We start from the raw sequence: 18,405 nt of genomic DNA, 5'->3' as shown, positions 1-18,405 counted from the left end.
ATGGACATTAAAAAAGATGACCCCGAATCAATATCGGGATCATCTCTTAGCTGCATAGGGTTTTTATAACTGTCCACTTTTCGGGGTACAGTTCAACCCTGCTTTCACGCGGTTTTCTTTTCATCACCTTTACAAAAATATTTATTTTTTCTTATGTCCCAGTCTCTACCCGAGTTGCATTAATATAACGAGTATCTATAACCCAGATTGATGCTTTTTCTTGCAAAGTAGGTCCCTTCAGAAGAACTGCTTATACTAAAGCCCACTGATTCCAGGAATTCAATCGAAAATTCCCCGCCCGCACTGTGTGTAGTTTCTACTACTACGGTTGCGGTCCCGCTGGTTTCAATTTCAGTAGCGGGGAAACTTCCTGATGTCGAAATGGTACTGGAATGCTCGTTATCATGTTCCCAGGTGCCTGAGCTCGCTTCTTGCCAGTATGTGTCTAAAATCTCGTTGATTTGACGGAAAGATCCACTAGAATAGACTCTCATGACTGTATATAGTCTAGAGACTGCTGGTCCATCTTCCCTTTCTTCATAGATCGTATGAATGGTATACGTTCCTGAAGATAGAGTCGCATCTGTGTTTTGTTGGGATGGATCTGGCTTTACGCTTTCTCCATAGGTGGTTAAAAGTTCTCCTGATTTTTTATCCAAAACTTTGATTTCTACCGTATCACCCTTTTCACTTCGCTTCAGTTCAATATCCGATCTGTCATAAGGGATTGTGACGTTCAAGTCTTTTAATTTTACCTTTGTCTCACTTTTTACTTCTGCTCCCACAACTCCGGGAGTTATCAAAGAAACCAGCAAAAGAACGGCCAATAAGAATGAGACACTCTTCATTTTACGCACTAAACATAAACTCCTTTTTCATAATTTAACATAAGCGCTTATGTTATCTATTATTCTATCAGGACATGCCAGGACGTTGTATTGAAGAAAAATAGGATAAAAAATGCCATTCACCCCCTTCTTTTATAGATTTTTGATAAATAAATGTAGCTAAACATGGCAGGTGTACCACAATGTTTTTTAGAGTAGATTTAATGTGGATGACTCTAGACCAAACTTACACATCCTAGCCCCTTTTAAAGTATTTTTAAGATTTCAGCAGAAGGTAAACAGGGTTTACGGTAACCTGGTGCATGTCTGTTTTTCCAGTTCAAACTTGAATGGAGCATTTTTGATTTCATCTATGTTAAAATGAGAAAAAACGAAAAGGAAGGGTCAATATGGTTCGGGTAGTAAATAATATCGCAGAATTAATCGGAGATACCCCCTTAGTGAAGTTAAACCGCATCGTGCCTGAGGGTGGTGCGGATGTATATGTAAAGCTGGAAATGTTTAACCCGAGCGGGAGCGTAAAAGATCGCGCTGCCTTCAATATGATTATGGAAGCAGAAAAAGCGGGTCTGCTCAAGCCGGGTGCCACAATCATTGAGCCGACGAGTGGCAACACCGGAATCGGCCTGGCGATGAATGCGGCTGCCAGAGGGTATAAGGCGATTCTGGTCATGCCTGATAATGCGACCAAAGAGCGGATCAAACTGTTAAAAGCTTACGGTGCGGAAGTGGTGTTAACTCCGGCAGCCGACAAAATGCCGGGGGCAATTGAAAAAGCCCACGAACTGATGAAAGAGATTCCGAATGGATTCATGCCCATGCAGTTTGAAAACAAAGCGAATCCGGATGCCCATCGTGACACGACTGCCCGGGAAATTATGGAGGCAATGGAACAGCTGGGGAAGCCGCTGTCAGCCTTTGTTGCTACTGCAGGAACAGGCGGAACGATTACTGGAACAGGAGAAGAACTGAAAAAAATGTACAAAGATCTGACTGTGCATGTAGCAGAACCATCCGGGTCTCCAGTACTTTCGGGCGGAAAACCAGGCAAGCACAAACTGGTGGGTACGAGTCCGGGATTTATACCTGATACATTGAATCAGGATGTGTACGATGAAATTATTCAGGTAACGGATGAAGATGCCTATCATATGACACGGAGACTTGCACGTGAAGAAGGTATTCTGGTAGGCGCTTCAGCCGGAGCAGCCTGCTATGCAGCCATCCAGGTTGCCGGAAGGAAATCACCAGAAGAGGTGATTGTCGCAATTGCTCCGGATACAGGCGAACGTTATTTATCCGGGGACCTGTTTGATTTTTCAAAGTAAACATGTCAAGGAAAATTACTGTAGGGGGTGACTCTATAAATGGAGCATCCCTGTTTTTGTATGGCAGATCATACGTTTTAAAGTAACCACATGCTCTCCACTTTTTAATTTAAAAAAGGCGGGATGAAGTTGAATGGTTTTCTAAGGCATTCTGGAATGGTTCAATTGCTTATGCTCTTCATTGCTGTTTTATGGGGCTATGCATGGGCGCTGATGAAGATGGCACTGAATTATATGGGGCCATTCACCTTTTCGACTCTTCGTTTTGCAGCCGGAACGTTAACGATGTTTATGGTACTCCTGTTTCTAAAAAAGCTTAGGCCGCCAAAACAAGCGTTGAAAAATTTGATGATTCTAGGGATTTTTCAGACGACGTTCGTATTTTTGCTGGTCATGTTTGGAATGCAGTTCGTGGAGGCCGGAAAATCCTCAGTTCTATTGTATTCCATGCCGATCTGGAGCGCCGTACTTGCTCAAGTCATCCTGAAAGAAGATATTACGGGTCTGAAATGGCTGGGAATTGTCGTAGGCAGCTCTGGCTTGACCTTCATGATTGGCTGGGACTTTTTACTGGAACAAAATACGATGAAGATCATTGGGGAGCTATTGATTGTCCTTGCAGCGGTGTCCTGGGCAGTTGCCAATGTTTTTTATCAGAAAGTGTTTGCAGGATGTAATCAAATACAGGTGACAGCTTACCAGATGCTGTTCGGAACGGTTGGATTAGGGCTGGCAACCATGGTTGCAGAATGGGACCAGCCTGTGCAAATCACTCCCCATAGTATTTACATCGTACTTTATACAGGTGTGATGGCATCAGCCTTTTGTTTTACATGCTGGTTTTATCTTTTGAAACGGGCGGATACCGTGACCGTAACGCTTTCTTCTTTGCTCGTTCCCGTATTTGGTGTGTTGTTCAGCTGGATCACCCTAAAGGAACCGATTACGTCCGAAATGGTGATTGGAACAGGCCTCATTTTATCCGGGATTTTATTGACGAAAAATGAACCGTTCGTCCGTCAGTGGGTATTCAGAAAAAAGCAAAGGTAAATAAAAAGCCAGCAGATGATGTGCCTGCTGGCATCAGGGATTCTATAATAAAATCAGTCCTAGTGCAATCATGACACCTGTAATAAACAAATGAATCAAACAAAATCCCATAATATCCCTGGCTTTTAATCCGGCAATAGCTAATGCAGGCAGGGCCCAGAACGGCTGAATGAGATTGGTCCAGGCATCCCCCCAGGCAACAGCCATCGCCGTTTTGGCAGGATCCACGCCAAGTGCAGCACCTGCCTCCAGCATAATGGGTGCCTGAACAGCCCACTGACCTCCTCCAGAAGGAACGAAGAAGTTAATCAGTCCTGCACTCAGGAAGGTGAAGAGCGGGTAAGTAACCTCATTTGAGAAGGATACGAACCATTCTGCAATGGCAGCCGCAAGCCCGGAATCAATCATCAAGCCCATGATTCCAGCATAAAATGGAAACTGAATAATAATTCCTCCAGCGCCTTTCACGGCATTTCGTACAGCATGAAGGAAATACTTTGGCCTGAAGTGGAACAGGATTCCCAGGAACAAGAAGGTAAAGTTGACAATGTTTAGATTCAGCTGAAACCCGTTCTGGTAAAAGTAACCAATGATAAAAGCAGGTCCAATCACCAAACCAAAAATAACCGAAAGCATCCAGCTGTTTTCCAGCCGCTCAGCAGGTGTCATGTCTGCCTCTGGCTTTTCTTCTGCAATAGGTTCATCCTTCAATGTTTCAGGGTCAATGGTTACCGCTTTTTCTTGATTAAACATCATTCGATTAATTACAGGAAGCACGATGAACATCGCGCCAACAATGACTAAGTTAAAGGGTGCAAAAATCGTTTCGCTGGTAGGAATAATGCCGATTAAGTCTTGAGAGAAATGATCAGGAGTGGCGATGGTCAACGGCACAGAACCGGCCAGCCCTCCATGCCAGACGATAAAGCCGGAATAGGCACTGGCAATTAACAGACGGTAATCAACTCCCCTTATATGCCGGGCAAGCTCTTTCGCAAATAACGCACCGATGACCAGTCCAAACCCCCAGTTGATCCAGCTGGCAGCCAGAGAAACAATGGTTACATTTACAACTGCTCCAGCTGGCGACTTGGAGATTTGAGCCAGCGAACTTAACACATATTTAAATACCCGGCTGCTGGCTAATACGTATCCCGTAACCAGGATGAGAACCATCTGCATGGAAAAAGTTAAGAGTCCCCAGAAACCGTTCCCCCACATCATGACTAAGTCTTGCGCAGGTGTAGGTGTAATGATCAGAGCCATGCCAAATACAACAAGTGTCAAAATCAGCACAAACAAATACGGGTCAGGCAAATATCGTTCCATTAAATTGTTCGACCATGAAGTTAAACGGCTAAACAAAGTTTCTCCTCCCCCTGTTCATTTTTAAAGGCAAATCACAAAGAGAAGACAATCCTCTTTTTTTCGGTTGAGAGTTCCCCATTTTGTTATTTCCGTGCTTGCGGACCGAGATATTTAATGTTTATTCAAAATATAGACGTGCTATGACTGCCGGATCCTTATGTCACGTAAATGAGGAAATCGTTCACGAATAAAATATCCTTGTTTTGAATTACCGGACAAAACGGTGAAGAATTTCGTAATGATGCTACAAGGGGAGAGTTGACGGCCCAAGGGGAAGCGGGAATGGCCCAACCTGGGGAGTGGATGGCCCAGGGAGGAGCAGCAATGGCCCAAGCCGGGGTGCGGACGGCCCAAGAGGGAGGTGCAATGGCCCATGGGTGATAGCTGACGGCCCAAGCCGGGATGCGGACGGCCCAAAGGAGAGCAATGGCCCAAGCCGGGGTGCGGACGGCCCAAGAGGGAGGTGCAATGGCCCATGGGTGATAGCTGACGGCCCAAGCCGGGATGCGGACGGCCCAAGTAAGAGGTGCAACGGTCCAAACCGGGGTGCGGACGGCCCAGGGAGGAGCAGGAATGGCCCAAACCGGGGTGCGAATGGCCCAAGAGGGAGGTGCAATGGCCCAAGCCGGGGTGCGGACGGCCCAAGAGGGAGGTGCAATGGCCCATGGGTGATAGCTGACGGCCCAAGCCGGGATGCGGACGGCCCAAGTAAGAGGTGCAACGGCCCAAACCGGGGTGCGGACGGCCCAAGCGCGAGGAGCAACGGCCCAAGCGCGGGGAGCGACGGCCCAAGTTGAGGAGCTAACGACCCAAGCGCGGGGAGCAATGGCCCAAACATGGGGCTGTATCGCTCAAGTCAGGAGCCTAATCACCCAAACATGGGTGCGGACGGCCCACGGGGGAGAGCTCATCGCCCGGGGATGAGCCGGAATTCCCCGGAGGAGAGAGCTGGTCATCCAAAAGACGGGAGTAACCATCAAACGGACTCATGAAAAAATCATTCATCAGCAGGAAGTTTGAATTTTTATGAAGTTTATAAAGGGAACCCCCTTAGCTGTAAAAATATAATCGTATGATCTTAAAAGGTCTGGTGATAATGGTGGATGTAAAAACGGTTCTATTGAACTATAAGATCGGTGGCAATATCAGCATCAAAAAAATAAACTCGGGAAGAACATCTCAGGTTTACCAAATCATATCTAATGAGAAAACGTGGATTTTACGCACACTCAGGGATGAGACGCAAGGATTATTGGAATTCGAAATTACCAATCATATCCGTGAAAAGGCTAAAGGTATTGTACCCAGAATTATCTGTACAAAAGAAGGACACCCTTTTGTAAAAGCAGGGAGTGATCTGTATCAATTACAGGAGTATATTCCAGGACAAACACCTCCCCGAAACAAAGAAGTGCACTCGATCATAGGAAAAGTTACGGGACAATTCCATTCGGCAATGGAAAGCTTTGAGAGTAATCGGAATCAGAGGGACCGCTTTCATTTGATGGAGCTCTGGGAAATGGCTCAGGAAAAATGGGAGTCCTTAAGAAAATATTCTCCGGACATCGTTCCGAATCTTCAAGATATGGAGTCGAAGATAGACGAACTGGCTATCGTGTCAGAACATCAGCCTCATTTTATTCATGGAGATCTGGGGACCTGGAATATGCTTTTTGATCATGAAGGTATCAGAATCATTGATTTTGGCGAGTCCAGAAAGGGGCATTTTTATTTTGATTTAGCTACCGCCATCACTTCCTCAATACCTGAAGCATGTGATCGTAGAACACAACAACAGTCTGTTTTTGACGTTTTGAAAGGTTATGAAACTCATCGGGAAAAAATTGAGACGGACAGGCTATATACATATATAGAACTGTGGATTTACCGCGGGGTCTTAGCCACCCTTGCGTATACGAATACTGCCGAACAAGCTGTCAGCCATTTCGTTTTGCTGAAGCAAATGGAAAACCTATTGAAAAAATAAAAAAACCATTCTTCCGGTTTTCGACCACCTCACGTCTTCCCTAATCATAGGGATTTTTTTATTTCCTCTCTTTCTAGATTCACTGTATGCAAGACGTTAGCGTGCATCGCTGGCTGATTAAACACGAGCATACTAAATATGCCTAACACCCAGGATGAGGAATAATTTATATGGTTATGGTCCAAATTAACAAAAAAGGAGTGGAATGATATGTTTTTGAAACCGCGCGTTGTTATGTTTGAGCCGGAAGAACTGGCAGAAGAAAAGCATCTGATTCCCTTTCAGAGGGGGCCCAGACGTATTCCCTGGGAACTGAAAGCAAAAAGACTATTTGTGTACACCTTTTCTGACCTTGTTCAGGTGTTTGGCGACTGGTATCAGAAAGGTTCCCCCGAAGTTTTTCAAGGCGTATTAAATATTAAACTGTCGCCGGAAGATATGAAACGGGCCCGATCAAATCAGCTCAGCGCTTCAGAAATTTTATCATTAAACTGGGAGGACTGGTTTATCTATAAAATCAATCCATCGGAGGGTCAGCATGGCAAAGAAGAGCATTCATTTAATTATCAAAAGACAAGATCATCCTGATGCAAAGCCGTATGAAGAGGAATTTCTCATTCCGTACCGTCCGAATATGAATATCATCGCTGCATTAATGGAAATCCGGAAAAATCCAGTCACGAAAGACGGAAAAAAAACAACCCCTGTTCAGTGGGATATGAACTGTCTCGAAGAAGTATGCGGAGCATGTTCCATGAACATAAACGGCAAGCCTCAGCAGGCGTGTTCGGCGTTGATAGACCAGAAAAAACAGCCCATCCGACTAGAGCCTTTAAGCAAATTTCCGGTCATACGGGATTTGTATGTGGACCGGAGCCGTATGTTTGATGCACTAAAGCGTGTCAAGGCCTGGATTCCGATCGACGGCACCTATGATTTAGGCCCAGGTCCCAGAATGGCTGAAACAAAACGGCAATGGGCTTATGAACTATCGAAATGTTTTACATGCGGTGTCTGTCTGGAGGCCTGTCCAAATGTCAATGAAAAATCACGATTCATGGGTCCATTTGTTTTTTCTCAGGTCCGATTAAAAAATGCCCATCCCACAGGCGAAATGCAAAAAGAAGAACGGCTTGAGGCATTTATGGGTGACGGTGGGCTGGAAGTCTGCGGGAATTCCCAAAATTGTGTTCAAGTTTGTCCAAAAGGTCTTCCCCTAACCACTTCCATCGCAGCCATCAACCGGGAAGCAACCTATCAATCGTTCAGAAGCTTTTTTGGCGGGGATTGATCTGCTGATGGCGGTAAGTAAAATTACGGGGAAGATTTTACATGGGAAGGGGACGTCTCTGAGACGTTCAATAGATTTGACGAGACTCCCCTTTATCACATTTAGTAAATAGGGTACTGGTTATACTGGTCTGGACTGCCAATTCCGCCCATCATCATGTACTGTTGTTCCAGCTGCATGACATATTGGAAATGCAATTGATAATAGTACATGTGTTTCTGAGGGTCTACGTATTCATATCTCTTAGCCATCAAGTAAGTTAAGGTGGCCATGTCCAGAAGTTCTTTCATCTGGTTGTTCAGTGCCATCATTCATTCCTCCCGAAAAATATTTTCCATGATAGGATATTCATCTAACTGAAAATGGTGATGATTTTAGCAGGAGGAAAATAAGAATAAACGGGTTTTCTATGGTGCCATATCCAGATGTTCGAGGAGTTCATTTGAGAATAGGGATGGGGAGTCCAGCATGGAATAATGGCTGCATTTAGGCAGGATTTTCAAACGCGATGACGGAAGGGTCTGATGTAAGGCTTGAGCCCAGTATGGCACTAAATAGCGGTCATGCTGTCCCCATAGAAGGGTAGTCGGAAATTGTATATTTTTCAAGTAAGGCACCAGGCGCTCTGTCTGGCGATGGTCCAGTGCAAAAGAGGCCTGCTGAAGCTGCTGCGGACCATCCGGCCCGGAAAAAGGTGCCGTGAAATATTTGATGATTTTAGGGGTTAATACCTGTGGATTGTACACCCCTTCCCGCAGCATACGTTCAATAAACAAAGGAGTCGGTTCAAATTCAAACGCGGTTGGCCAGCGGATGGAAACGACTTTTGGAAGAGGCCAGTTGGAAAAACACACCCCATCAGCAATTACAAGGCTTTTGACGTGCTGGGGATAGTGAACGGCGATAATTTGAACAATTCCTCCACCAAGATCATGGCCGACAAAATGAGCTTTTTCAATTCCCAGCTGGGAGAGAAGCTGAATCATGTATTCCGCCTGCTTCGGAAGGGTCAGTTCCGTATAGGGGGCCCTGTCTGATTTTCCGTATCCAATCATGTCCACCGCAATGATCTTATACTTTCCCTGCAGGTAAGGGATAACTTGATCCCACAGATGGGAATTGGTAGGGATGCCATGGATAAATACAACCACATCATCACACGGGGCATCCCAGTAACGGTAAAACATCTGGTAGTTGCCGACAAGCTTTCGGTCTGCTGATGTTGACAATGTAACATCCTCCTATTTTATGATGTCGTACCCAGAATATTTATATGCCTTGATGAGTGATTGGTATGCCTGCTTTTACCAGAATATTTGGTCAGATTGATCGTCGCCCAATGCCGCATGCATGCTCAAACGGTATCAAAGCCAACCAGGAGGTCTTTGCATGGGTGATCCAGAAAACAAGAAAAATCAGCATAATATGAAATGGTGGCAATTATCCCTGTTCGGCGTAGGCTGTACCATTGGAACAGGGTTTTTTCTTGGTTCCAGTATCGGGATTCAAATGACTGGACCATCTGTAATCATATCTTTTATTGCAGCGGGTCTGGCCACCTATCTCGTCTATGACGCATTATCCGCAATGATGGCTGTTCACCCGGAGAAGGGTTCTTTTCGTGAATATGCGAAAAAGGCTTTCGGACACTGGGCCGGTTTTAGCGTCGGATGGGTGTACTGCAGTTCTGAACTTCTGATCATGGGAAGTCAATTGACTGCACTATCCATATTTTCTCGGTTCTGGTTTCCCCAGATTCCCTTATGGATATTTGCTGTATGTTATGGGGCTCTCGGGATCGTGGTTCTTTTGGCAGGAGCTAAGAAGTTAAGTGATCTGGAAAATCTCTTTGCCGTTTTAAAAGTAGCGGCTATTGTCATGTTTATTATCATTGCCATATATTTTGTGTTTGCTGAGATCAGTCGAATGGGGGCTCTTCACATCCCTGTTTCACCACAGGATTTTTTCCCCGAGGGGGTATCTGGGTTATGGACAAGCCTTATCTTTGCCTTTTATGCCTTTGGAGGAATTGAAGTCATGGGTCTGATGGCTGCCGAACTAAGAAAACCCGAGGAAGCACCAAAAGCAGGAAGAGTCATGCTGGGCCTGCTTGTAATCATTTACGGCATGTCCATCTCCCTGGCACTGATCCTCGTTCAGTGGAATCAGTTTAGTTCGGAGGAAAGTCCCTTTGTAACCGTTCTCGAGCAATTTCATTTGACATTTTTTTCTCATCTTTTTAATGCTGTGTTTATTATTGCAGGATTTTCAACAATGGTCGCAGCCCTTTACGGAGTAACCATGATTTTGACGACACTTGCTGAAGATGGGGATGCTCCGTCTATGTTTGCAAGAAAGGAGCGATTGTCGGTTTCTGTCCCTTCCCTGATACTGTTAATCGTTGCGCTGGGGGCATCCATTATTATGGCTCTTTTGCTCCCGGAAAACATTTATGAGTATGTAACAACGGGAGCGGGGCTCATGCTCATTTACAACTGGCTATTTATTTTACAGTCGTCCAGAAGATTAACGAAGCCAGATACAGCAGGGCAGGTCAAAATACAGATGGGTATGGTTCTTGTTCTTCTGGCTGTAAGTGGGGCGGCTGTATCTGAATCTAGTCGTCCCGGGTTTCTGATTAGTCTTGGATTTGTAGCGGTTATTGGTATGGTTTCTTTTTTTCAATCAAAAATACGAAGTGAAAAGGAACTGAGGTAGTAATCATCTTTGATTTGACCTTTGGGCGGCTACACACAGATCCTGGGCCGTCAGCCGAAACCCTGGGCGAATGCCCCCTTTGCATGGGCGATTGGCACCATCCTTTGGGAGCACAAAATTTATCCCTCTACAGGGGGCGTTGCCCGCTTACAAAAGTAGCCTGATTCCCTGTGTGCCAAAATAAAGTCCGAACCCAATCATCACCAGGCCGGAAATGATGGAAATAGAGGATAATATATTACGATCAAAAAATCTGCGAAATCCGCTGGACACAGCTGCCATCGAGATATCCCATATAAACAACCCAATGAAAATAGCGCTGCTGTAAAGAAAAAGATCTTTCCTGCCATAAGCGGAAGCCGTATTTGCAAGAACAGAGCCATAAATGCCGAGCCAGAACAGGATGGTCAATGGATTGGTAATGGAAATCACAAATCCTGACAGAAATGATTGATAAGCAGGCTCGGTCTCTCTTGAGTCATCCGTTGTCACTTGTTTTCTGGAAACAATGCATTCAATGCCCGTATATAGCAATACAAAGCAGCCAAATAACCAGAGAAATGTTTTAATAAATGGCGAATCAATGATATGAACAAATCCCATATATACAATAAGCATATAAACCCCATCAGCCACAACAGCGCCCAGCCCGATCATCCAGGCATGGAAAAAACCTTTGCGTATTCCCCTGTCCAGCTGGGCGGCATTAATAGGTCCTATGGGGGCGGCAAGGGATATTCCCAGGAGAATATAACTGAAAAAGATTTGCACGATCCGTCACTCCTTAAAGGGGTTTCAACACATGTCTATTCATAGCAGGGGACTTGTACAACAAAAAAATGAGTTGAAATTTTGGGTGTCATGAATACGGGGGGGGGTCAGCGGTATAATCCGGTTTATTTTGACATATTTTATGTATAAAAGGTGGTGGCCTTCGTGGAGCATGAACGTCAATTAATGGAAGCCATTGAATCGGTTGAAATCGCGAGAAAAGCGGTTTTGAACGCCCAGGGAAACAATGATTCACAGCAGCTGCAGGAGGCACAGCAATGTTTAATCCGTGCCCAAAAGCTCGTGAATGCAATCCAGCGAAATGGTGTAACGGGTGATGAGCATGGGCAAAAGGAAATCCACCGCGCCCAGGAAATGCTCAATCATTTATTTGAAACCCAGACATCGTTGCAGGGATAGGAATCGTAGAGAACCCCGCTCACTCTCATAAACGAGGTGGAGCGGGGTCATTTTTTGCCGGGAATCCGGCCTATAGAAAATCATATTTCGAAACGGATCACATTCGGTCAGTTATCGGAAAGGGTTTGACCAACCTGTTTACGTGTGCAGAATCCCTCATGATTTATTATGTGTCACCTGTCGCATCTTTCAATCATGTTAGAACCCGGCAAATGGATCGTTATAATTGATGCCATTCTCCAGGAAGTAGAAATAGAATCATGAAGGGTTTACGGCAAAAATAGCGTATTTAAAAGAAAAGTAATTATTTTGGCTTGCCAAAAGTGAAACAAACGTTGGGAGTGGGAAGGAATGAATATAACTGAACTCAGGAACCAATTATCGGTAAGAGGGAAAAACGGGATTCCTTTTTTGATATCCGGTTCATTCATCTGGATGATGATAACTGTGATTCTTCTGCAGCCTCTGGATATGTTCGACAAAAATATTGTTACTCTTTTTTTAACCGGTTTGACGTTTCCCGTGGCTGTACTAATTTCAAAACTGATGAAGAGTGATTGGCGAATGAATGACCCGTTAGGAATGCTGGGATTCTATCTAAATATGGCTCAGTTTCTTTATTTTCCTTTTTTAATATGGGCTCTGTACAAGAGTCCTGAACATATGATATGGTTTTTTGCAATCATTACCGGCGCTCACCTATTTCCATTTGGCTGGTTTTATAAAGCCAGGGCGTATGATATGATGGCACCGATTATGGTTGGAGTGATTACGGTTACCGGCTGGAATATCCATGAAAAAAATCTATGGATTCTGTCAACAATGATGGCAGTTCTGATACTGGTGTTAGTGGCCTTTTTGTATAGGGATTATTTGAAAAAGGTGCCAAAATCCGTCTGAGTGATAGACTGAAAGGCAGGTATGACTTGTTGTTGTAAAAAGGAGATGATCGATTGTCAAAGGGACTGATTCATCACATCGAAATTTTTGTTTCCGATTTAAAACGGTCGGCTGATTTTTGGGGCTGGTTTTTGGAGGGACTTGGGTATACCCCTTTTCAGAAATGGGAAAAGGGGCAAAGCTGGAAACTGGGCCAGACGTATATGGTATTCGTTCAGGCTGAAGAAAGGTTTTTAGATATACCTTATCACAGGTGCCGGGTGGGACTAAATCATCTGGCGTTTCATGCCGAATCCCGTGCCCAGGTAGATGAAATGACAGAAATGTTAAGAGGCAGAGGGGTTCCCATTCTTTATGAAGATCGTCACCCCTTTGCAGGCGGAAACGATCATTATGCTGTATATTTTGAAGATCCGGATCGGATTAAGGTAGAGCTTGTAGCCCCATGACCGGATCTGTCTGAATGCAAAACCAGCGTTGACAGAAATCGACAGGTGCCTAATCGACAGGTGCCAGGCACCTGTCGATGGGGTTTTTGTGTATGTTATTATATAAAACTTTGATTTATCAGGGCTTCAAACAAAGATTTTTCGACAAGTGCCAGGCACCTTGACTTATTTTTTTAATCCTCGCTGGTAGAAGGTTTTGCGGTCTTCGTCGGGGACAAGGGATCCACCGGTTGACCAGACGAGGTGGGTGGCCTGATCCATTTTTCCCATTAAACCATCATCCTCTGTGTAGCGGGTTTCCTGCAGACGAAATGGGCCTGGCAGTCCTGCAGTCGCCGAAGGCTCTACAAAAATTCCTTCTTCGTCTTTCAGCATCGCAAGCAGAGGAAATAACTCCTCATCTTCAATGGTATATACCCCGCTTGCCAGCTTTTGAATAAAACCTGAAGCAAAGGCAGACGGCCTTCCAACTGCAAGCCCATCGGCTTCCGTCCGGTTATCAATGCCGAAGTCCTGGACGCTTACCTTTGAGCCGAGTTCCGTAAGCATTCCCAGCAGAACCGCCGGAGAATGGGTCGGCTCCACAAGAAAACAGTGGACATGATCACCGAACAGCTGCTTTAATCCAAAAGTGATGCCCCCCGGGGAGCCGCCAACTCCGCATGGCAGGTAGACAAACAGTGGATGATCCTCATCCACCGGGATGTTCTCCTGTTTGAACTGTTCTTTCAGCCGCAGTGCCGCCACACTATATCCCAAAAACAGATATTTCGACTTTTCGTCATCCACAAAATATCCCTTTGGATCTGCTTCTGTCTTTTTTCGTCCTTCATCGATAGCTTCACTGAAATCTCCGTCAAATTCAAAAACATTCGCGCCCTTTTTCCGAAGAAGTTCCTTTTTCCACTCCTTCGCGTCCCTGGACATATACACATTCACATTAAATCCAAGAACCGCTGCCATCGTCCCAATACTTAGCCCCAGGTTCCCGGTGGATCCTACCCCAATGGTAAATCGGGAGAAAAACTTCTTCATATCTGGTTCTGCAAATTTTTCGTAATGATCATTCCTGGTAATCAGTCCTGCATTCAGGGCAAGCTGTTCCGCATAATGAAGTACCTCGAAAAATCCGCCTCGCGCTTTGATGGAACCTGTAACAGGAAGGGCATTGTCCTGTTTGATATACAACCGCCCATTAATGGCGGCATTACGTTCTTTCTCAAGCCTTGTTTTCATATTTGGAATTTCCGTCAGCGGAGATTCAATCATTCCATTTGTCTCCTTTGTTTCTGGAAACACCTTCTTGAAAAAAGGCTGAAACCGTTCGAACAATTTTGCTGCAGCCAGCATATCATCCAGTGAGAGGGGAAGAGATGGAATATCCGCCATTCTGGGCCGCATATGATTTACCCAGAATACGGGTTTTAAATCCATGATGTCCCTCAGCAGGGGAAAATCTTTTTGCCATTCCTCAACGGTCTTGCCGTGAATCTTCATCGCCATAAACTTTCACCACTCTTCAAAAATTTAATAAGCCTTTTCATCCATATGGGCAAACGGGATGTCCGTATCGACACTTCCATAAAAACGCTTAATGGAAACCTCGTTTCCATCAAGCCAATCCCCAAAATTAATTTCATATGGTTCGGCATCACCACCAAGGGCAAACCATGCCTGGAGATTCCCTGGAAAATAGGCAGATGTATGAATGGTCCCTGCCCAGTTTCGATATTGTTTGGAAAAAATACCGCGGTCCGTTTCATTGAGAAGACGAAAAGCATCCTTCGCACTCAAAATATAAGGCTGGTTGCCCTTCAGGATCTCCATTCGCTTATAGGAATCTTCCAGGTGATGACGGTTTTCCTCTGTCATGATTTCAAAGTGATTCGTGCACAGATTTGCCTTTCGGACTTCCGTTCCCCGGGGGCTTGCTTCTATCACATAGGATGCCCCGGACCGGTCAAAAATAATATAGCTGAAGGAGTGGCGGTGGGGAATCTCCCGAAGTCGTTCAATGGCTTCATCGCAATTTCGGCTGGACTCCAGCACAAGTCGGGCGATCATACAGCAAATAAAACCGTCTTTAGGCTTTTTCCGATGCGTAAAATTATAGCCGATCACAAGCCCCGCCTCATTCATTCCGTCCATTCTTCCGGTAATCCGCTGGCCTGGCCCGATCGTAGCCATTCCCTGATCTTCGGGCTGAAACAGCACATACCTTCCCTCATAGGTTTTCGGCATATAATCATAATTCCGGACAAAATAATCGTCCCCGATCATAATGGAGCAGCCTGAACGGACATAATCGAGCCGGTACCCGCCAAACTCGGCCAGCACCTCTTCCATTGGCCATTTCAGACTGTCCTGAAGGCCGATAAGCTCCTCCCAGACACCTTCAGAAAAGGCCGTGATCCAGTGTTTCGCTTCTTGAACATCGATGGAAAACCTCGGTTTTCGGATTCGTTTTTGCTTCTTACGATTATGTATAATCAACGAATCCTGTAATCGTTCTCCCTGAAAAAAGCCGAACGCATAATAACTTCCCCGAAACGTAATGACATCGCTGTAAATTTGTCTCATGAAAAGATTCCCCAATTCATCGTTCTTCTCTCTCAGTATAAGGAGTATAGAGGAAAAATAAAAGAAGCGAAGAAAAGTTTTATTTAGTATTCACATTTATCCCTATGTCTACTGTGAGAGGACTAAGTCAGTTAAATACCTAAAAGAAATGTGATTCCCTATTGATTCATTATAGTATGTATGTACACTAGCGATGCATAAATATAGTTAGAATATTATATTCAGATTATGTATATCTCTACCAAATGAGCAAAAAAGCTCATGCAATCCTAAAAGTGTACTGTCCATTTGGTAAAAATATATATTTTATCCCCTTCGACTACAGCTACAACTCCGGTTAAACATTATGGACTTGCCCGTCCATCAAAACGTCGAATCCATATGTATGCAGGCTTCCAGATGGCGGCTTTCAGCCAGCGTTTGATACGGAGTAATGCTTCGCTTCCAATTGTTCATTGTTCAAACCATAAACTATGAGTGCTAAGTAAATCTGGTTATAAACTGCTGTTTCACTCATGCCGTAAAATTGTTTGATTGAACGTGCTGTTTCAACCACTTGAAAAAGAGCTCGGTGGCCCATCGGGAATAAAAAATTCCGTCAAGCTATTCTAAATAAGAAGACCTAAAAAACACCTATTTCATCGTAGTGGAATTCGTTTGCTTTTTGAGAAATACTTTTCAGTCCTTTGATATCCTCCCTCTATAAACCCTACTTTAAATAACCGAAATTTTACAAAAAATAATTATATTCCGGTTCGTTAGAAAATTGATTTTAATTAGTTTAATTGCAAGTTGTCATTGTAATTCTACTTTTGTACCTGCTATTAAATCACCTAAATGACGCTTATCTTTTCTAAATAACCCCATAAACAGCAATACTAACCCAAGGAAGGTTCCACTATTGACAATAATGATTGCAGTCATATCAAAATCACTATATACTCCATGGATAACACCTACATGTCCTAATTGCCACGGCAAAAACTTTATACTATTTCTTAATAAACTTGAACGAAATCTGTGGTTTGTGTAAGTCAATTTCAATCCAGATACTCTTTTTCCAATGGATCCTTTTTTAAAATAATCTAGATATGAAAAAATAAAGATAATTGGTATTACGGATGTAAGTGTTGCTATCAATTGCGCTTGTATTTCTGTATATTTTGGAATCCCCTTAAATATAAAAAAGATGATTCCCAGGTTGACGATTAATAACATAACCAAGTATGAAATTATGAATAAGTAATCAACAAGCAATTCTATTAATCTATTTTTAATAGGGATATTGTTCATATAACACCTCTGTATATTTCGATTTATTTCATTTATTGCTTAAAACAGCTTAAATTAAGAAATTGTGTGCTTGCACTGGAAGTTTCTTTTTGGAACTCATTGCTTTTCCATAAAGAAGCGACTGTTCAATAACAAGTAACTTGGAGTGCGTTATAAATATATTAACAGGAGTGGGGCATTATGGGCTACTGTTTAATGGATAGGGGTATTTAGTTGTATTGTTGGAGTCTTTGTTTTGTTGATGATCAATCATAAGAATAAGAAATATGGCTTGCCTTGCCTACTTCCTGTCTAATTTTTGATTTGTTTACACAAAACTTTTAATCGAAAACAACCTTAATGAATGAATTTCCTTCATAAGTTAGGGGCAACCAGCGGGCGAATGGCTAAATACAGGGTCTTCCTGAGCCGACTTCATTCCCGTTTGGCAATTCTCGTTTGCCCTTTATACTTCCCGAAACTGTATTCACGAAGAGAAAGCCCTGCTGGGTTTACGAGCTGCTGCGGATGACTGTACCTGGACAGATCTCCCACTTTAGTTAAAAATAGTGCCACGGTAACCGCCCCTAATCCATCAATACCCATCATTTGTTGTGCACCAGGGATAGTTTCTACGACAGTTTCCAGTTCAGTGTCCAGCCTGTTAAGTTGCTGGTGATAGCGATCATATTGTTCCATCAAGACTTCTAACTCTTTGCGCGCAAAGGTGGTACCGATATGGTGTCCAACCTTTTTTCGCTTGTTTTACAAGCTCTTCAGTCCAATCCAGAAGCTTCTGATAACCCGTAATACGGTTTTCAACATGCATCCTTTTGCCAGTCTCAAACCCGCGAATATCCTGTCTCGAGCAACGTGTTTGTCTTTAGCGATATCAATGCCTATAATGAGTGTGGATGAAGTTACGGTTTTCCGTATAATTCATGACTGGGTCCTCTCTGGTATTTTTTAAATTCGGGGTTATTGCAATGACACCCTGTACTATACCAGGAGGGCTCTTTTTTTATCAAACCTCAAATTTCTTCATTACAGGAATGCTCTCTGTCCAACCAAAATCATTCGTCCAGGCTTTTACCTAAATGCATACTAATATTAAGACACACATAAATAGAGGGATTATACTTTTGGCCTCAATAAGATTCATTGTTTGTCTTGATACACCTACTTTTTTAGCTAACTCACTCTGTGTTAATCCACCTTTTTCCGAGCGAGCAATTTTTACTCTATTGGCTACTGCTATCTTTTTTCGCGTATAACTCTCCTCATTTAAAATGAAACATATATTATACATAAAAATATAAATTACACCTTTAATTTCCTAAATATTAACAAAACGTTAATGTCCATATTTTACTCATTGAATCCTTTACAAATCAAACAAACATAGGTAAGATATCTATATACC

The 18,405-nt window shown here is 43.7% G+C and carries 19 protein-coding genes and 2 pseudogenes; 9 read left to right on the top strand and 12 right to left on the bottom strand.

Translation table 11 applies throughout. The features are described 5' to 3' along the window. Positions 1 to 179: 179 nt before the first annotated feature. Complete coding sequence (locus EDD68_RS09555; RefSeq protein WP_132372026.1) at positions 180 to 848, bottom strand: hypothetical protein; 669 nt, start codon at positions 846 to 848, stop codon at positions 180 to 182. Between the two features lie 389 nt (positions 849 to 1,237). Here EDD68_RS09555 and cysK point away from each other — a divergent pair, with 389 nt between their 5' ends. Both cysK and EDD68_RS09545 read left to right on the top strand, forming a co-directional pair. Continuing rightward, positions 1,238 to 2,176, top strand: coding sequence for a cysteine synthase A (cysK, locus tag EDD68_RS09550; protein WP_132372014.1), 939 nt, complete (start codon positions 1,238 to 1,240; stop codon positions 2,174 to 2,176). A 129-nt stretch (positions 2,177 to 2,305) separates the two neighbouring features. After that, positions 2,306 to 3,226 carry a DMT family transporter gene (locus tag EDD68_RS09545; protein ID WP_243646823.1) on the top strand — a complete coding sequence of 307 codons (921 nt, stop codon included), beginning with the start codon at positions 2,306 to 2,308 and terminating at the stop codon, positions 3,224 to 3,226. A gap of 42 nt (positions 3,227 to 3,268) precedes the next feature. Here the strand turns inward: EDD68_RS09545 and EDD68_RS09540 are convergent, their stop codons facing one another. Both EDD68_RS09540 and EDD68_RS09535 read right to left on the bottom strand, forming a co-directional pair. After that, positions 3,269 to 4,591: a short-chain fatty acid transporter gene (locus EDD68_RS09540; protein WP_279388251.1), complete on the bottom strand. Its 1,323-nt coding sequence runs from the start codon at positions 4,589 to 4,591 to the stop codon at positions 3,269 to 3,271. Positions 4,592 to 4,838: 247 nt separating this feature from the next. Continuing rightward, the gene (locus EDD68_RS09535; RefSeq protein WP_132372012.1) at positions 4,839 to 5,432 is read right to left on the bottom strand and encodes a hypothetical protein; all 594 of its coding nucleotides are present in this window, start codon (positions 5,430 to 5,432) and stop codon (positions 4,839 to 4,841) included. Between the two features lie 234 nt (positions 5,433 to 5,666). On the opposite strand from EDD68_RS09535, the gene EDD68_RS09530 reads away from it, so the two are divergent. The 3 genes from EDD68_RS09530 (at position 5,667) to sdhB (ending at position 7,872) form a co-directional block, all read left to right on the top strand. Further along, positions 5,667 to 6,581 carry a phosphotransferase gene (locus tag EDD68_RS09530; RefSeq protein WP_132372011.1) on the top strand — a complete coding sequence of 305 codons (915 nt, stop codon included), beginning with the start codon at positions 5,667 to 5,669 and terminating at the stop codon, positions 6,579 to 6,581. Between the two features lie 210 nt (positions 6,582 to 6,791). Further along, positions 6,792 to 7,169, top strand: coding sequence for a hypothetical protein (locus tag EDD68_RS09525; protein ID WP_132372010.1), 378 nt, complete (start codon positions 6,792 to 6,794; stop codon positions 7,167 to 7,169). Further along, positions 7,120 to 7,872 carry a succinate dehydrogenase iron-sulfur subunit gene (gene sdhB, locus EDD68_RS09520; protein WP_132372009.1) on the top strand — a complete coding sequence of 251 codons (753 nt, stop codon included), beginning with the start codon at positions 7,120 to 7,122 and terminating at the stop codon, positions 7,870 to 7,872. Before EDD68_RS09525 ends, sdhB begins: the two co-directional genes overlap by 50 nt. 101 nt (positions 7,873 to 7,973) lie before the next feature. On the opposite strand, the gene EDD68_RS09515 is transcribed toward sdhB, so the two are convergent. Beyond that, entirely contained in the window at positions 7,974 to 8,180 is a 207-nt protein-coding gene (locus EDD68_RS09515) for a hypothetical protein (protein ID WP_132372008.1), read from the bottom strand. Positions 8,181 to 8,279: 99 nt separating this feature from the next. Further along, positions 8,280 to 9,101, bottom strand: a complete 822-nt coding sequence (locus tag EDD68_RS09510; RefSeq protein WP_243646822.1) for an alpha/beta fold hydrolase — start codon at positions 9,099 to 9,101, stop codon at positions 8,280 to 8,282. A gap of 160 nt (positions 9,102 to 9,261) precedes the next feature. Here EDD68_RS09510 and EDD68_RS09505 point away from each other — a divergent pair, with 160 nt between their 5' ends. Continuing rightward, positions 9,262 to 10,590, top strand: a complete 1,329-nt coding sequence (locus EDD68_RS09505; protein ID WP_243646821.1) for an amino acid permease — start codon at positions 9,262 to 9,264, stop codon at positions 10,588 to 10,590. A 147-nt stretch (positions 10,591 to 10,737) separates the two neighbouring features. On the opposite strand, the gene EDD68_RS09500 is transcribed toward EDD68_RS09505, so the two are convergent. Then, positions 10,738 to 11,361 carry a LysE family transporter gene (locus EDD68_RS09500; protein WP_132372006.1) on the bottom strand — a complete coding sequence of 208 codons (624 nt, stop codon included), beginning with the start codon at positions 11,359 to 11,361 and terminating at the stop codon, positions 10,738 to 10,740. 165 nt (positions 11,362 to 11,526) lie between these two features. Here EDD68_RS09500 and EDD68_RS09495 point away from each other — a divergent pair, with 165 nt between their 5' ends. The 3 genes from EDD68_RS09495 to EDD68_RS09485 all read left to right on the top strand — a co-directional run bounded on the left by EDD68_RS09495 (position 11,527) and on the right by EDD68_RS09485 (position 13,130). Next, positions 11,527 to 11,781, top strand: a complete 255-nt coding sequence (locus EDD68_RS09495) for a hypothetical protein (protein WP_132372005.1) — start codon at positions 11,527 to 11,529, stop codon at positions 11,779 to 11,781. A gap of 351 nt (positions 11,782 to 12,132) precedes the next feature. Continuing rightward, positions 12,133 to 12,681 (top strand): DUF7010 family protein, encoded by a 549-nt coding sequence (locus EDD68_RS09490; RefSeq protein WP_132372004.1) that lies wholly within the window; start codon positions 12,133 to 12,135, stop codon positions 12,679 to 12,681. Positions 12,682 to 12,734: 53 nt separating this feature from the next. After that, positions 12,735 to 13,130, top strand: a complete 396-nt coding sequence (locus tag EDD68_RS09485) for a VOC family protein (protein ID WP_132372003.1) — start codon at positions 12,735 to 12,737, stop codon at positions 13,128 to 13,130. A gap of 165 nt (positions 13,131 to 13,295) precedes the next feature. Here the strand turns inward: EDD68_RS09485 and EDD68_RS09480 are convergent, their stop codons facing one another. The 6 genes and pseudogenes from EDD68_RS09480 to EDD68_RS09455 all read right to left on the bottom strand — a co-directional run bounded on the left by EDD68_RS09480 (position 13,296) and on the right by EDD68_RS09455 (position 18,291). Continuing rightward, the gene (locus EDD68_RS09480; RefSeq protein ID WP_132372023.1) at positions 13,296 to 14,627 is read right to left on the bottom strand and encodes a D-serine ammonia-lyase; all 1,332 of its coding nucleotides are present in this window, start codon (positions 14,625 to 14,627) and stop codon (positions 13,296 to 13,298) included. A gap of 30 nt (positions 14,628 to 14,657) precedes the next feature. Next, positions 14,658 to 15,710, bottom strand: a complete 1,053-nt coding sequence (locus EDD68_RS09475) for a C45 family autoproteolytic acyltransferase/hydrolase (RefSeq protein WP_132372002.1) — start codon at positions 15,708 to 15,710, stop codon at positions 14,658 to 14,660. 466 nt (positions 15,711 to 16,176) lie between these two features. Then, positions 16,177 to 16,292, bottom strand: a pseudogene (locus EDD68_RS15715) (IS4 family transposase); the annotation flags it as partial. A 213-nt stretch (positions 16,293 to 16,505) separates the two neighbouring features. Continuing rightward, the gene (locus tag EDD68_RS09465) at positions 16,506 to 17,003 is read right to left on the bottom strand and encodes an RDD family protein (RefSeq protein WP_132372001.1); all 498 of its coding nucleotides are present in this window, start codon (positions 17,001 to 17,003) and stop codon (positions 16,506 to 16,508) included. A 417-nt stretch (positions 17,004 to 17,420) separates the two neighbouring features. Next, positions 17,421 to 17,717, bottom strand: a pseudogene (locus EDD68_RS09460) (transposase); the annotation flags it as partial. Positions 17,718 to 18,075: 358 nt separating this feature from the next. Beyond that, positions 18,076 to 18,291 (bottom strand): helix-turn-helix domain-containing protein, encoded by a 216-nt coding sequence (locus tag EDD68_RS09455; protein WP_132371999.1) that lies wholly within the window; start codon positions 18,289 to 18,291, stop codon positions 18,076 to 18,078. Positions 18,292 to 18,405: the final 114 nt, after the last annotated feature.

Source organism: Melghiribacillus thermohalophilus (assembly GCF_004342905.1).
GTDB classification, from domain to species: domain Bacteria; phylum Bacillota; class Bacilli; order Bacillales; family Alkalibacillaceae; genus Melghiribacillus; species Melghiribacillus thermohalophilus.
The sequence above is the reverse complement of the archived record's forward strand: the minus strand, read 5'-3'. Positions and strand labels throughout refer to the sequence as shown.

Coding starts and splice junctions, on each gene's coding strand:
- EDD68_RS09530 (WP_132372011.1), top strand. CDS start 5,667: ATGATCTTAAAAGGTCTGGTGATAATGGTGGATGTAAAAACGGTTCTA.
- EDD68_RS09475 (WP_132372002.1), bottom strand. CDS start 15,710: ATGAGACAAATTTACAGCGATGTCATTACGTTTCGGGGAAGTTATTAT.
- EDD68_RS09535 (WP_132372012.1), bottom strand. CDS start 5,432: ATGTTTGGGCCATTGCTCCCCGCGCTTGGGTCGTTAGCTCCTCAACTT.
- EDD68_RS09480 (WP_132372023.1), bottom strand. CDS start 14,627: ATGAAGATTCACGGCAAGACCGTTGAGGAATGGCAAAAAGATTTTCCC.
- cysK (WP_132372014.1), top strand. CDS start 1,238: ATGGTTCGGGTAGTAAATAATATCGCAGAATTAATCGGAGATACCCCC.
- EDD68_RS09505 (WP_243646821.1), top strand. CDS start 9,262: ATGGGTGATCCAGAAAACAAGAAAAATCAGCATAATATGAAATGGTGG.
- EDD68_RS09525 (WP_132372010.1), top strand. CDS start 6,792: ATGTTTTTGAAACCGCGCGTTGTTATGTTTGAGCCGGAAGAACTGGCA.
- EDD68_RS09515 (WP_132372008.1), bottom strand. CDS start 8,180: ATGGCACTGAACAACCAGATGAAAGAACTTCTGGACATGGCCACCTTA.
- EDD68_RS09455 (WP_132371999.1), bottom strand. CDS start 18,291: ATGTATAATATATGTTTCATTTTAAATGAGGAGAGTTATACGCGAAAA.
- EDD68_RS09490 (WP_132372004.1), top strand. CDS start 12,133: ATGAATATAACTGAACTCAGGAACCAATTATCGGTAAGAGGGAAAAAC.
- EDD68_RS09465 (WP_132372001.1), bottom strand. CDS start 17,003: ATGAACAATATCCCTATTAAAAATAGATTAATAGAATTGCTTGTTGAT.
- sdhB (WP_132372009.1), top strand. CDS start 7,120: ATGGCAAAGAAGAGCATTCATTTAATTATCAAAAGACAAGATCATCCT.
- EDD68_RS09555 (WP_132372026.1), bottom strand. CDS start 848: ATGAAGAGTGTCTCATTCTTATTGGCCGTTCTTTTGCTGGTTTCTTTG.